The sequence below is a fragment of the Microbacterium sp. genome (genome assembly GCF_035556355.1).
GTDB lineage: Bacteria > Actinomycetota > Actinomycetes > Actinomycetales > Microbacteriaceae > Microbacterium.
Genome location: NZ_DATMFG010000049.1, coordinates 1 through 13,171 on the forward strand (window position 1 = coordinate 1; position 13,171 = coordinate 13,171).

Annotated in this window: 12 protein-coding genes; 5 read left to right on the forward strand and 7 right to left on the reverse strand. The window is 69.9% G+C overall.

All coding sequences use genetic code 11. The features are described 5' to 3' along the window. Positions 1 to 260: 260 nt before the first annotated feature. From glmM to VNR19_RS14195, 5 genes are all read right to left on the reverse strand, one after another. Positions 261 to 1,619 carry a phosphoglucosamine mutase gene (gene glmM, locus VNR19_RS14175; protein ID WP_325727834.1) on the reverse strand — a complete coding sequence of 453 codons (1,359 nt, stop codon included), beginning with the start codon at positions 1,617 to 1,619 and terminating at the stop codon, positions 261 to 263. Positions 1,620 to 1,639: 20 nt separating this feature from the next. Next, entirely contained in the window at positions 1,640 to 2,113 is a 474-nt protein-coding gene (gene rpsI / locus VNR19_RS14180) for a 30S ribosomal protein S9 (RefSeq protein WP_325033849.1), read from the reverse strand. A 26-nt stretch (positions 2,114 to 2,139) separates the two neighbouring features. Beyond that, positions 2,140 to 2,586: a 50S ribosomal protein L13 gene (rplM, locus tag VNR19_RS14185; RefSeq protein ID WP_325727837.1), complete on the reverse strand. Its 447-nt coding sequence runs from the start codon at positions 2,584 to 2,586 to the stop codon at positions 2,140 to 2,142. A gap of 214 nt (positions 2,587 to 2,800) precedes the next feature. Next, positions 2,801 to 4,351 (reverse strand): glycosyltransferase 87 family protein, encoded by a 1,551-nt coding sequence (locus tag VNR19_RS14190; RefSeq protein ID WP_325727839.1) that lies wholly within the window; start codon positions 4,349 to 4,351, stop codon positions 2,801 to 2,803. Next, a complete protein-coding gene (locus VNR19_RS14195; RefSeq protein WP_325727841.1) occupies positions 4,348 to 5,181 on the reverse strand; it encodes a glycosyltransferase family 2 protein in 834 nt (277 codons plus the stop codon). The genes VNR19_RS14190 and VNR19_RS14195 overlap by 4 nt, the downstream gene beginning before the upstream one ends. On the opposite strand from VNR19_RS14195, the gene VNR19_RS14200 reads away from it, so the two are divergent. From VNR19_RS14200 to VNR19_RS14220, 5 genes are all read left to right on the forward strand, one after another. Further along, entirely contained in the window at positions 5,180 to 5,644 is a 465-nt protein-coding gene (locus VNR19_RS14200) for a GtrA family protein (RefSeq protein WP_325727843.1), read from the forward strand. The genes VNR19_RS14195 and VNR19_RS14200 overlap by 2 nt on opposite strands. Positions 5,645 to 5,746: 102 nt before the next feature. Continuing rightward, a complete protein-coding gene (locus VNR19_RS14205; RefSeq protein ID WP_325727845.1) occupies positions 5,747 to 7,189 on the forward strand; it encodes a tyrosine-protein kinase domain-containing protein in 1,443 nt (480 codons plus the stop codon). A gap of 1 nt (position 7,190) precedes the next feature. Beyond that, positions 7,191 to 7,796 carry an arsenate reductase/protein-tyrosine-phosphatase family protein gene (locus VNR19_RS14210; RefSeq protein WP_325727847.1) on the forward strand — a complete coding sequence of 202 codons (606 nt, stop codon included), beginning with the start codon at positions 7,191 to 7,193 and terminating at the stop codon, positions 7,794 to 7,796. A gap of 2 nt (positions 7,797 to 7,798) precedes the next feature. After that, positions 7,799 to 8,770 carry a hypothetical protein gene (locus tag VNR19_RS14215; protein WP_325727849.1) on the forward strand — a complete coding sequence of 324 codons (972 nt, stop codon included), beginning with the start codon at positions 7,799 to 7,801 and terminating at the stop codon, positions 8,768 to 8,770. Next, positions 8,767 to 10,629: a polysaccharide biosynthesis protein gene (locus tag VNR19_RS14220; RefSeq protein ID WP_325727886.1), complete on the forward strand. Its 1,863-nt coding sequence runs from the start codon at positions 8,767 to 8,769 to the stop codon at positions 10,627 to 10,629. The genes VNR19_RS14215 and VNR19_RS14220 overlap by 4 nt, the downstream gene beginning before the upstream one ends. Positions 10,630 to 10,650: 21 nt before the next feature. On the opposite strand, the gene VNR19_RS14225 is transcribed toward VNR19_RS14220, so the two are convergent. Both VNR19_RS14225 and VNR19_RS14230 read right to left on the reverse strand, forming a co-directional pair. After that, entirely contained in the window at positions 10,651 to 11,292 is a 642-nt protein-coding gene (locus VNR19_RS14225; RefSeq protein WP_325727851.1) for a sugar transferase, read from the reverse strand. Then, positions 11,289 to 13,169: a GNAT family N-acetyltransferase gene (locus VNR19_RS14230; RefSeq protein ID WP_325727853.1), complete on the reverse strand. Its 1,881-nt coding sequence runs from the start codon at positions 13,167 to 13,169 to the stop codon at positions 11,289 to 11,291. Before VNR19_RS14230 ends, VNR19_RS14225 begins: the two co-directional genes overlap by 4 nt. Positions 13,170 to 13,171: the final 2 nt, after the last annotated feature.

The following is a 13,171-nucleotide window of genomic DNA, read 5'->3' on the forward strand; positions in this document are numbered from 1 at the left end:
CTTTGGCGCGGGGTGAGCGCCGCGTTAGCGTGAGACACGAGAACCTCCTGGTTCAGAGCGGATGCGGTAGCAGCTCCACTCTGCCGGGAGGTTCTCGTCACATCAGGGAAGCCAGATCAAACAACCTCCCTGGGCAGTACAACTAGCCGGCACCCCGACGGGGGTGCTCGCCGCACGATGGCGGGCACCCCCGTCTCGCGTGCGCCCGGCATTCATGCTCGGATCGGCATATACCGCCGGAGCGTCGCGGCACCGCGCGGTCAGAGGGCCAGGCGCTCCTGCACGACGGCCGCGAGCGTGTCGGCGTGACGGCGCGCGTCGTCCTGCGACGCGGCCTCGACCATGACCCGCACGACCGGCTCGGTGCCCGAGGGACGCAGCAGCACGCGGCCCGACAGACCGAGCTGCGCCGTCGCGCGGGCCACCGCGTCCTGCACGCCCTCGTCGGTGGCGACGCGCGAGCGGTCGACGCCCTTCACGTTGAGCAGCACCTGCGGGTACACCGTCATGACGGACGCGAGCTCGGCGAGCGTCTTGCCCCGATGCGCCATCTCGGCGAGCAGGTGCAGACCCGTGAGAAGCCCGTCTCCGGTCGTGGCGTAGTCGCTCATGATGACGTGGCCGGACTGCTCGCCGCCCAGCGAGAAGCCCCCCTCGTTCATGCGCTCGAGGACGTAACGGTCGCCGACGGCCGTCTGCTCGACGCGGATGCCGTGCTCGGCCATCGCGCGGTGGAGACCCAGGTTGCTCATGACCGTCGCGACGAGCGTGTCGTCCTTGAGCGTGCCGCGCTCCTTCATCGCGATCGCGAGGATCGCCATGATGCGGTCGCCGTCGACGACGTTGCCCTCCGCGTCGACCGCGAGGCAGCGGTCGGCGTCACCGTCGTGGGCGATGCCCACATCGGCGCCGTGCTCCACGACCGCGGCGGCGAGGGAGTCGAGGTGCGTCGAGCCGACTCCGTCGTTGATGTTCATGCCGTCAGGATCGGCTCCGATGACCGTCACACGCGCGCCCGCGTCACGGAACGCGTCGGGCGAGACGCCCGCGGCCGCGCCGTGCGCGCAGTCGAGCACCACGTGGATGCCGTCGAGCCGGTGCGGCAGCGACCCGAGCAGGTGCAGCAGGTAGCGGTCCTCGGCATCGGAGTAGCGGCGGATGCGGCCGACCGCGCCGCCCGTGGGCTGCAGCTTCGGACCTTCCATCGCGGCCTCGATGCGCTGCTCGACCTCGTCGGGCAGCTTGACGCCGCCGCGCGCGAAGATCTTGATGCCGTTGTCGGGAGCCGGGTTGTGCGACGCCGAGATCATGACGCCGAAGTCGGCGTCGCGGTCGGCGACGAGGAACGCCGCGGCGGGCGTCGGCAGCACGCCGGCGTCGAGCACATCGACACCGGACGAGGCCAGACCCGCCTCGACGGCGGCCGACAGGAACTCACCGGAGACACGCGGGTCGCGGGCGACGACGGCGGTGATCCGCCGGCCCGCCGCGCGGCGGGCCTCGGCGGTGCGCCCCTGGCCCAGGACGACAGCGGTCGCCTGGGCCAGGGTGAGAGCGAGATCGGCGGTGAGGGGGCCGTTGGCCAGCCCCCGCACCCCATCCGTGCCGAAGAGCGGCATGCGGCTGGAGGTCCTGACGATCAGCGCTTCGAGTACTGCGGGGCCTTGCGGGCCTTCTTGAGGCCGGCCTTCTTGCGCTCCTTCACGCGAGCGTCGCGCGAGAGGAAGCCGGCCTTCTTGAGGGTCGGACGGTTGTTCTCGACGTCGATCTCGTTGAGGGCGCGGGCGATGCCGAGGCGCAGCGCGCCGGCCTGACCCGAGGGGCCGCCGCCCTTGATGCGGGCGATGACGTCGTACGCGTCGTTGAGGCCCAGCACCGTGAAGGGGTCGGTGATCAGCTGCTGGTGGAGCTTGTTCGGGAAGTAGTCCTCGAACGCACGGCCGTTGATCGTGATGGTGCCGTTGCCGGGGACCAGGCGCACGCGCGCGATGGCCTCCTTGCGGCGACCGACCGCGGCGCCGGGAACCGAGAGCACGGGGCGCTCGGCGGCGACGGCCTCGGCGTCGACGGGGGTCTCGGTCGAGTAGTTGGTGGTGTCTTCGATGTTCGCCACGAGTGTGTCCTTGATCTGTGCGGCGCTTACTGGGCGACCTGGTCGAGGGTGTACGTCTTCGGCTGCTGAGCGGCGTGCGGGTGCTCGCCACCGGCGTAGACCTTGAGCTTCGACAGCTGCTGGCGACCCAGGCTGTTCTTGGGGAGCATGCCGCGGACGGCCTTCTCCACAGCGCGGACGGGGTTCTTCGCGAGGAGCTCCTCGTACGGCACGGCCTTCAGGCCGCCCGGGTAGCCCGAGTGGCGGTACGCCATCTTCTTCTGGAGCTTCTGACCGGTGAGGGCCACCTTGTCGGCGTTGACGATGATGACGAAGTCACCGGTGTCGACGTGGTTCGCGAAGGTCGGCTTGTGCTTGCCGCGGAGGAGGGCGGCGGCGTGCGAGGCGAGGCGGCCGAGGACGACATCAGTCGCGTCGATGACCAGCCATTCGCGCTGGGTCTCGCCAGCCTTGGGGGTGTACGTGCGCGTCACAGGAGTGCTGCTTTCTTGATCGAACGGAGAAGTTCGTGAATCCCGCTCCGGGGGTTCTTCGACAGGGTCCGGGTCTTCCCGGCCGTTGAGCCTGCCGAAGGGTCCAGTGGAGGGCTCACGTTCGCGATGCCGGGTCATGCCTCGACGGGCTCAGCAGAGCCGGACACCAAACGTCAAGTCTACGGCATCCGGATGCCACACCCAAACCGCGCGATCAGCGCGCGGGCGCGCACACGACGAAGAAGCTCACCTGCAGCAGCTCGTCGCACGGCGCCTGCGGCTCTCCCGTCGACATCCACGGGTACGATCGCACGGCCTCTCCCGCGTCGGTGAGGCCCACGTGCTTGCCCGCGAGCACGGCGATGCTGACGGCCGAGCCCCACTGCACGGCGAGCCAGTCCGACTCCTCGACCTCGCGCAGCGCGGCGATCTGCGCCGCGACCGCGCGCTGGCTCGCGAGCGTCTCGCGGCCGGGGTCGGCCGCCCCCACGTGGCCGATGACGCCGGCCGCGACGGATGCGCCGATCGCCGCCATCGCGAGCAGCGAAGCGCCGCGAAGCACCAGCCCGCGCGCGCGAGGCCGTGCGGCGGCATCCGACGTCTCGGCAGACGACCGCGCGAAGCGCGCCAGAGCGCGCCATCCGAGCAGCGCCGACGCGACGATGACGGGCGCGAAAGACAGGAGGCCGGGCGACGGATGCCGGATCCACAGCGGCGTGTGCGACGACACGCCCCACCATGCGACGTACGTGGCCGTTCCGATGAGACCCGTGATCGCGAGCAGGACCTGGTCCCGCAGCGGCCACAGTCCGTCCTCCACGATGAGCTCGTCGACGGCGGCCGGGCTGCGGCGGGCGAGCACGAACAGGGCGACGACCCCGGCGATCGCCACGAGTGCGACGACCGCGGCGACCGCGGCGGGCACGAACCACGACTCCAGCACGAGCAGCGCCTTCGCGAGCGCGCTCGTCCGGTGGTCGGGCTGTCCTCCGCTCAGGAGGAACCACGCGAACTCGCGCAGCCAGTCGAAGTACCCCGCGGGACCGAGCGCGAGCAGGCGCCACAGCTCGACCGCCGCGGCCGTCGCCGCGGCCACGCCGGCGGCGGGGAGCACGCGGCGCACTCGCGCCCAGAACGGCTCTCCCTTGGCGCTGAAGAAGACGAAGACGGCGAGCGCGGGAATCGCCAGCAGCGCGATGAACTTGGCCTGCACGGCGAGGCCGACGAGCAGACCGCCGAGCCACGGCCGCCGTCTCGCGGCGACGAGTGCCCACACGATGAGCGCCGCCGACGGGATCTCGCCGAGGATGTCCGTCGGCCCCTGCACCGGCGACGGCAGCTGGTTGATGTTGAGCGCGAGCGGCACCGCCGCACCGACCAGCCCTCCCCATCGGCCGGCCGCCGCTCGGCCGAGCACGAAGGCGCCGGCGACGAGCGCGATCCAGAAGAGCAGTGCTATCGATCGCCCGCCGATGACCGGATCCGCGCCCAAGCCGATCACGGCGGCCACGGGGAGAAGCACGACCGGCCCTGTCGAGATGCGCGCATCGAAGGGCGTGAGCGTGCTGCCCGAGAGGGTGCCGTCGCTCGTGTACCCGAGCCCGTCCAGCAGGTTGAGCGGCACGGTGAGATTGAAGGCCTCGTCCTCCCACAGCCTCAGCACGAAGAGGCTGGGAACGATCACCCAGATGTTCGCGACGATCAGGCCCGACCCCGCGAGCGCGTAGAGCACGCGCTCGACGCCGGTGCCGAGCATCCGGCTCATCGCCCTCGTCCCGGGCGGAGCGAGTATCGCCACAGCTCTGCGGCGGCGCGACGCGCGAACTGACGCAGCCGCTTCGGCGGGAGCTTGGGGCTCTTGGCGCCGCCCCACATCGTGCCGGTCGCGTCGGAGCCGCGCCGCGGGAGGCTGCGCACGGCGACGTAGCGCACGTCGTACGCCCGCCGCACCTCGGCGAGCGAGAAGTGCACGTGCGGTACGAGGGCGTCGTTCGGAAGAGAGGACACGAGCTCCTCGAGGACCGCGGGGCGGTACGCGCGCAGCGGCGTGTTCGAGTCGGGCACGCGGCGACCGACGGCGAAGCCGACCACGACCGAGACGGATGCCGTGAGCGCCCGCCGGAACCAAGGATCGGTGCGGTCGCGCCGGATGCCGTGCACGACATCGGCGTCATGGGAGCTCAGCGCCCGTGCGACCCGCGCGATGTCGGCGCCGTGGAATTGGCCGTCTCCGTCGACGTGCACGATGACGTCGGGTTCGAGCTCGAGGCCTCGCCGATATGCCGCGAGAGCGGTCGGCCCGTGACCGCGATTCGGTGAGCGGTGCTCGACCATGACACGGGGGTCCGCGTCGGCGAGGTCGTCGAGCACGCGCGGCATGTCGTCGGTGGAGCAGTCGTCGACGACGACCACAGACAGCCGGTCGCACATTCCGGACACACTGTCTGCGATCTCGCCGACGAACGAGGCGATTCCCTCTGCCTCGTTGTAGGCGGGCATGACGACGGCGAGGTGGCTGACGTGCAAGGTCGAACCCCCTGATGCGATGGTGCCCGGCCGGGTGCCGCAGACACCGTAGTAGCGTAATGCAGTCATGTCCCGCCGCCAGCGCATCCGCCGTATCGCAGGGCTGGGCGCTCGGTTCCTCACGGTCGGCGCGATTAGCACCCTGATCGAGATCGCGGTCTTCAACCTCCTCTTCCTCGGCCTCGGGTGGGACGTCGTGGCGGCGAAGATCGTGGCTTCGCTCGTCGCTCTCGTGAACGCCTACTTCGGGAATCGCGAGTGGACCTTCCGCGCCCGCGGCAAGCACGGGCGCACACTCGAGGTCGTGCTGTTCATCGCGACGAACGCCTTCTGCACGGCTCTCGGCGCGGTGATCGTATGGGCGGGCGTGCTGCTGGTGGGAGCGGTCCAGGGTCATCCGGCAGGCCCGTTCGCAGTCAACGTCGTGAACCTCTTCAGCATCGCGGTGGTGGTGCTCGCGCGGTTCGCGCTCTACCACTGGGTCGTCTTTCCCGGGACGCGCACGGCCGGCAAGGGACGAGCTCCCGCCTGACTGTCGTGTATACGCCCGCCTGAATCCACTCCTGACGTGTGGAAGAATTGCCCGGTGGCCTTGGGGGCCTGACGGACGAATAGAGGGTGGGCCGAGGCACTTATGGATTTGCGCGACTACGTGAGGATCTTCCACGCGAACTGGATCCTCATCCTCGTATCGACGCTTCTCGGTATCGCCATCGCCGCCGGCTATTCGCTTCTCGTCTCCCCGCGCTATCAGGCCACTACTCAGCTCTTCGTCTCGGTCCGCAGCGAGGGCGCCGCCACCGGTGACCTCGTCCAGGGCACGACGTTCGCGCGCCAGGTCGTGACGAGCTACGCCGAGATCGCGAACTCGGCCCTCGTGCTCCAGCCCGTCGTCGAAGAGCTCGGTCTCGACATCACCGCGTCGCAGCTCGCACGCCAGGTGACCGCCACATCACCCCTGAACAGCGTGCTGCTCGAAATCACCGCGACCGACGAAGACCCCGAGACCGCAGCCGCCCTGGCGAACGCCACGGCGGAGAGCTTCACGCGGGTCGTGGTCGACGATCTCGAAGCGCCCGAAGGAGAAGACGCGGGTCCCAGCCCTGTGCGGATCCGGCAGACCGAGCCGGCCGCGGTGCCGTCGTCGCCCGTGAGCCCGAACGTTCCGCTCAACCTCGTACTCGGGGCGCTCATCGGCTTCGCTGCCGGCGTCGGCGCCGCCGTGCTGCGCACGGTGCTCGACACGCGCATCCACTCGCTGCACGACATCGCCACCGTCACCGAGGCGCCGGTCCTCGGCGGCATCGCGTTCGATCCCGACGCGAAGGCGCGCCCGCTCATCGTGCACGCCGACCCGCGCAACCCTCGGGCCGAGTCGTTCCGCTCGCTGCGCACGAACGTGCAGTTCCTGAACGTCGAGGGCGGGTCGAGCCGCTACGTCGTCACGAGCTCCGGCCCCGGCGAAGGCAAGTCGACGACGACCGCCAATCTCGCGATCTCGCTCGCCGAGACGGGTGCCCGCGTGGCCCTCATCGACGGCGACCTGCGGCTTCCGAAGGTCGCCGACTACATGGGCATCGAGGGCGCCGTCGGTCTCACCGACGTGCTCATCGGCCGAGTGGAGCTCGTCGACGCGATGCAGAAGTGGGGCCGCGGCAACCTGTTCGTGCTGCCTGCCGGCCGGATCCCCCCGAACCCGGCCGAACTGCTGGGCTCCACCGCGATGGATCGCGTCCTCGCCGCACTGAGCGAGCACTTCGACTACGTGCTCATCGACAGCCCGCCGCTCCTGCTCGTCACCGACGCGGCGGTGCTCACGAAGAAGGCCACCGGCGCACTCCTCGTCACCGCATCCGGCGCGACAAAGCGGCCGGAGCTGCAGGGCGCGGTGAGTTCGCTCGATCGCGCCGGGGCCGACCTGCTGGGCATCGTGGTGACCATGCTTCCCACCAAGGGGCCCGACAGCTACGGGTACGGAACCTACGTGTACGGAGCCGCCCACGCGGAAGACGACCTACTGACCGCAGAGCCAGCACCCACCGGAAAGGCTGCGCGCCGGCGCTCGAAGTCCCCCTGACATGTCGAACTTCACGATTCTGACCGTCTGCACGGGGAACGTCTGCCGTTCGCCGCTCGCAGAGCACCTCCTCGAGCAGGAGCTGCGCGGCGTTCCCGGCGTGCGCGTGGCGAGCGCCGGCGTGGGCGCCCTCGTCGGGTCGCCCATGACCGACAGCACGCGCGCCATCGCGGCACGCCTGATCCCGAACTACGAGCGGGGGCACACCGCGCGGCAGCTTGCGGCGGAGCACGTGCGCGGCGCCGACCTGCTGCTCGCGATGGCCCGGGAGCACCGCCGCGCGATCGCCGAGCTGATTCCTGCCGCCTCGCGCCGCACATTCACGCTTCGCGAGTTCGCGCGTCTGGCCGACTCCGTCGCCCCGGAGGAGCTCGTCGACCAGGCGCCTCTGCTGACGGCCGACGCCGGTGACCGCATGCGCGACGCGGTCGACCTCGTGGCGAGCCTCCGCGGGTCGCTCCCGCCCCTGCTCGATCCTGCCGACGACGACGTGGTCGACCCCTACCGGCAGAGCGATGAGGTCTACGAGCAGTCGGCCGATCAGCTCGTACCCGCGGTGCGGAACGTGGCGGACTTCCTCCGTCGAGCGGCCACCGGGGGGATCTGACGGTGGCTGTCCGTCGGCCGAAGACCGTGCGCGGGCCCGCCGCCGCGCGCCGCGTCGCCGTGCTGACGACGACAGGGATCGCCATTCTCGGGGTCGTGACGATCGTGCTCGTGGTGCTCGCGCTCACGCAGTTCCGCCAGCCTCCGACGTCGGCATCCGAACCGCCGCCCACTCCGATCGACAGCGCGAGCCCTGCCGCATCCGCCTCACCGACGGTGACGGCCGCGGCACCGCCCCAGCCGCGTACCGTGCCCGCGCCGCGGCGGATCATCGGCGCGGTGGACGCGCAGCTGGCTTATCGCGCGAATGTGGGCGGATGCCCCGACCCGCGCGGCGACGTGGCGGTGTCGTCCGACGGCGGCGCGTCGTGGGCCGCCGTCGACGCCGTGGGGCCGACCGACTCGGCCGCGGCGCTCGGGTTCGCGGCGTTGAACGGCGACTATGCGTCGATCGTGACGCTGAGCGCGGCCGCGTGCGAGCCGCAGCTCGTGCAGACCTGGGTGCGGGGCGCCGCGTGGGAGGTCAACAACGACAACCTCGCGCCGACGTGGTTCCTCGACCCGCGGGATCCCGCGAACATCCACACCCCCGACGGAGCCAGGCCGACACCGTGCCCTGCGGTGGCACTGGCTGCGAGCGCTGACCGCGCGGCGGTTGTCTGCTCCGACGAGCGGGTGTTCGCCTCGGGCGACCGCGGCGCGACATGGCCGGTGTCGACGACGATCGCCGGCGTCTCGAACATCGCGGCGTCGGGCGATGGCTTCGACGTCGCCGTCATCAATCAGAACGGATGCTCCGGCGTGCAGGTCCTCCCCCTCGACGGGCAGCTCGCACCGGGTGGGCACGGCGCGTGCATCGAAGGGCAGTTCGCAGAAGGCGCGGTCGCCCTCGCCACCGGCGGCGACGGTGAGCTGTGGCTGTGGGCGGGCGACCTCGTGGCGCGATCCGGAGACAGAGGTGCCACGTGGCGATGAGGGGGCGGCTCGACCGCGCGATCGAGCGGGCCTACCCGGTGCCCGTGGCCCGATTCGGGTCGCAGTACGTCATCGACGGGGTCTCGTGGACCTTCGCGCTCGTGCTCGCGATCCTGCTGCGCTTCGACGCAGCGGTCCCCGTGTGGACGTGGCCCTCGCTCGCGGCGCTCGTCGTCGCCGCCTGGATCGCGCAGTTCGGTGTCGGATGGCTCTTCCATCTGTATCGCGGCCGGTTCAGCTACGGCACCTTCGAGGAGGTGCGCGCGGTGGGCCTCACCGTCAGCGTCACGGCGCTCCTCCTCGCGCTGCCCACGCTGGTGCTCAGCCCCCTCGTGCGCCTTCCGCGCAGCACTGTGTTCATCGCTGTGCCGTTCGCACTGCTGCTCATGTTCAGCGCGCGATACATCAAGCGCCTCTATGTCGAGTCGCGCCGCGGCCCCCGCGATGATGCGGCGCCCACACTGATCTTCGGGGCCGGATACCTGGGCGCGGCCCTCGTGCGCCGCATGAGCACGGATGTCGAGTCGCTCTACTCCCCCGTCGGCCTGCTCGACGACGACCCCACGTTGCGCAATGCGCAGGTGCGCCACGTGCGCGTGAGGGGGACGCTCGACGACCTGCCGTCCGTGGCCGAGACGACGGGCGCCACCGTTCTCGTGGTGGCGATCGCACGAGCCGACACGACGCTCATGCGTCGCGTGTACGACATCGCCCGGCCGCTGGGCATCGACGTCAAGGTGATGCCGAACCTCATCGAGTTGATGGAGGGCAAGTCGCGCCCGAGCGACATGCGCGACCTGTCGATCGAGGACCTCATCGGGCGGCATCCGGTTGACATGCGCGAAAGCCTTGTGACCGAGTACCTGACCGGCAAGCGCGTACTCGTGACCGGTGCGGGCGGTTCGATCGGAGCGGAGCTCTGCCGTCAGATCGCGCGCCTCCACCCGGCCGAGCTCATCATGCTCGACCGCGACGAGACCGGGCTCCAGACGGCGCAGATCGGCACCGCGGGGCACGGCCTCCTGCACACGAACGACGTCGTTCTGGCCGACATCCGCGATTCGGCTGCCATCGACGAAGTGTTCCGCGCGCGCCGGCCCGAGGTCGTTTTCCACGCCGCCGCGCTCAAGCACCTGCCCATGCTCGAGCAGTACCCCATCGAGGCCTGGAAGACGAACGTGCTCGGCACGCTCCACACCTTGCAGGCTGCGCGTCGCGTCGGCGTGTCGACGTTCGTGAACATCTCGACCGACAAGGCCGCCAACCCCACGAGCGTTCTCGGGCACTCCAAGCGCATCGCCGAGAAGCTCACCGCGTGGATGGGCGAGGATGCGGGTGCCCGTTACCTGTCGGTGCGCTTCGGCAATGTGCTGGGCAGTCGAGGTTCGATGCTGCCGACGTTCCAGGCGCTGATCGAGTCGGGAGGGCCGGTCACGGTCACCCACCCCGAGGCGACGCGGTACTTCATGACGATTCCCGAGGCATGTCAGCTCGTCGTGCAGGCGGGCGGCATCGGCGACCCTGGTGAGGTGCTGATCCTCGACATGGGCGAGCCCGTGCGCATCCTCGACATCGCCGAGCAGATGATCGCGATGTCCGGCAAGGACGTCGGAATCGTCTTCACCGGGCTACGCGACGGCGAGAAGCTGCACGAAGAGCTTCTGGGCGCCTCGGAGCACACCGATCGACGCGTGCACCCGAAGATCTCTCACGCCCGCGTCGACGGGCTCGATCCCGCGAACCTCGATCTGGACCGCTGGCTGCGGCGGATGCTCGACGAGCCGCGCGACCGCAACGCGACGGCGACGATCGAGACCGGCGGACGCGCCGACACGTCCTCTCGGCCCCGAACTGACTGAGTCCCTGCACCGCTCAGCGGGTCAATGCCCGACGTCCGCGCCGCTCGCGGCCGCGGTCGGGCGGACGATGGCGACGATCGTCTCGAGGACGATGCGGATGTCGCCCGCCAGACTCCGCGAGCGAACGTACTGCGCATACTGGTGCGCCTTCTGAGGGAGGAGGACGTCCACGTAGAAACGTTCGGGATCGTCGGCCATCGCGAGCAGTTCGGACTCGCTGCGCAGCAGCACCGTCGCGGGGTCCGTGATCCCCGGTCGCACCGACAGGATCTCTTCCCGGAGATGGCTGGGCCATTCCGCGACGTAACGCGGAACCTCCGGGCGTGGGCCCACGAGGCTCATCTCACCTCGAAGCACATCCCATAATTGGATGAGCTCATCGAGTTTGCTCGCACGGAGAAATCGGCCGACACGTGTCACTCGCGGGTCGCCGTCGGCCGTGATCGCGAGTCCCGTGCCGCCCGCGCGCATGGTGCGGAACTTGTGGATCTCGAACGTCCGGCCCCGCAGCCCGACGCGACGCTGCTTGAAGAGAGCCGGGCCAGGCGAGTCGCACTTGACCGCGAGGGCGATGGTCGCGAGCACGGGCCACAAGACGACGAGCGCGGCGCCCGAGACGAGAACATCCCGCACACGGAACGGCAGTTCACGCCAACCGCTCATTCTTCTCCCAGACCTAGCTCGTAACGGTTGAGCACGCGGCCTTCCGGCGTCGTGACGCTGTCGCGCAGTGTCCATCCGTTGCGCGTGTAGAAAGCGTTGACGCTGTCGTTGTCGGCGGCGTCCGTGAGCAGGTATGCGGATACCGCCCCCATTGCACGGGCACGCTCGCACCAGCCGCGCAGCACTCGCGTTCCGAGCCCGCGGGACCGCTCACCGGGATCGACGCAGATCGAGCTGAGAAGCGCTCCATCGAACTGCTCGGGGGCGTCGCCGCGATATCGGACCGCGCGGAGCAGCCGCGGCACAGCGCTCGGCCGGCGGATCGCGGCCCCGAGGGCAGCGAGGGCGAATCCGATCAGCCTGCGCCGCAGCAGGCGGCGGAAGAACTGCTGCGGTTGGACCGTCCCCACCGCAACGCCGACCGGTGATCCTGACGGGTCCCGTTGGATCGCGACGATCGCAGTGGGATCTCCGATGAAGCCGCGATAGAACTGGCGCAGAAACGGCTCCCCAAGCCTCGACAGGAAGAAGTCCGGGAACGCTTGGCGATGCAGTCGTGCGAGCGCCGCGACGTCCTCGCGGCCGATCTCATCGGATCGAGTGACTGGTCCCGAGCGGGGGTGGAGGCGACGCGGCCAGCGGCGTGGGAGCGCGGAAGCTCGTGAGAGCAGCTCCTCAGCCTGGTCGGTCGTGCGCTTCACCGAGAACTGGTGGGCGTACTCGTCACGGGCTGTGCGACCGAGCGACTCCAAACCGCCGCGGCCGAGAGCCAGAGCCTCCCGAATCCCTTCCGCGACGCTCGCAGGGTTGCCCGGCGAGACGACGAATCCGACGCCCGCCGAACCCACGACCCCGGCCACGTCACCTTCCGCCGCGCACAGGACCGCGGTGCCGCTGGCGAGGATGGACTGGGTCTTGCTCGGCATGGTTGCGTTGCTGACCGGGTGGGGCGCGAGGCTGATGTAGGCGAGGTCGGACGTCGCGTACAGGTCCGTCATCTCGGAGTGCGGCAGCCGCCCCAGGAAGCGCACGTTGGCCAACTCGAGTTCCGCCGCCCGGGCCCGAAGCGAGTCCTCGTGCGTCCCCGACCCCGCCAGCAACACCATGACGTCCTCGTCTCTTACAAGAGCTGCCGCTTCGATGAGCGTGTCCAAGCCCTGGGCTTCCCCAAGGGCGCCGGCGTACACGAGCACCAGCGTGTCTTCGGAGATCTCGTACTCGTTGCGTCGGGACACGCCGCCCGTATGAAAGACAAGCTCATCGGCTGGCTTGGGGATGTAGTGCAGGCGATCAGCAGGTACGCCGCGGCGCTCGAGTATGCCCCCAACGCTCGGTGAGATGTACGTGACGGCGTCGGAGGACCGGTACATCGCATTGCACCATGCGTTCAGCACCCGGCCACCGAACCGAGCCACCGATCCCGCTCCCGACAGACCGGACACGAGAACGGTGTCCGGCCAGAGGTCGGCGACCTCGCAGACTGTGGGCGTGCCGCGCACGAGCTGCGCCAGCCACATCGGAATCGCGAGAGTGATCGGGGAGTAGTTGACCCAGACGGCGTCGAGCTTGGGCAGGCGGGGCAGGCCGAGCACACCCGCGCTCAGCCCGAAAGACACGTAGTTGAGGATGCGTCGTACGGAGGAACGGTCATGGCTGGTGTAGAGCGGTACGCGGATCACCGTCACGCCATCCATGTCTTCGCGCATGCCGAAGCTCTGCCGATATGGCTCGATGATCCTGCCCGTCGGGTAGTTGGGGAATCCCGTCAGGACGTAGACCTCATGGCCCCGCGCGACCAGCTCGCGCGCAAGCACTCCCATGAGCCTGGCGGGCCCCGGCTCGGGGTCGTACCACTGAGTGAAGATCCCGATCCGCATCA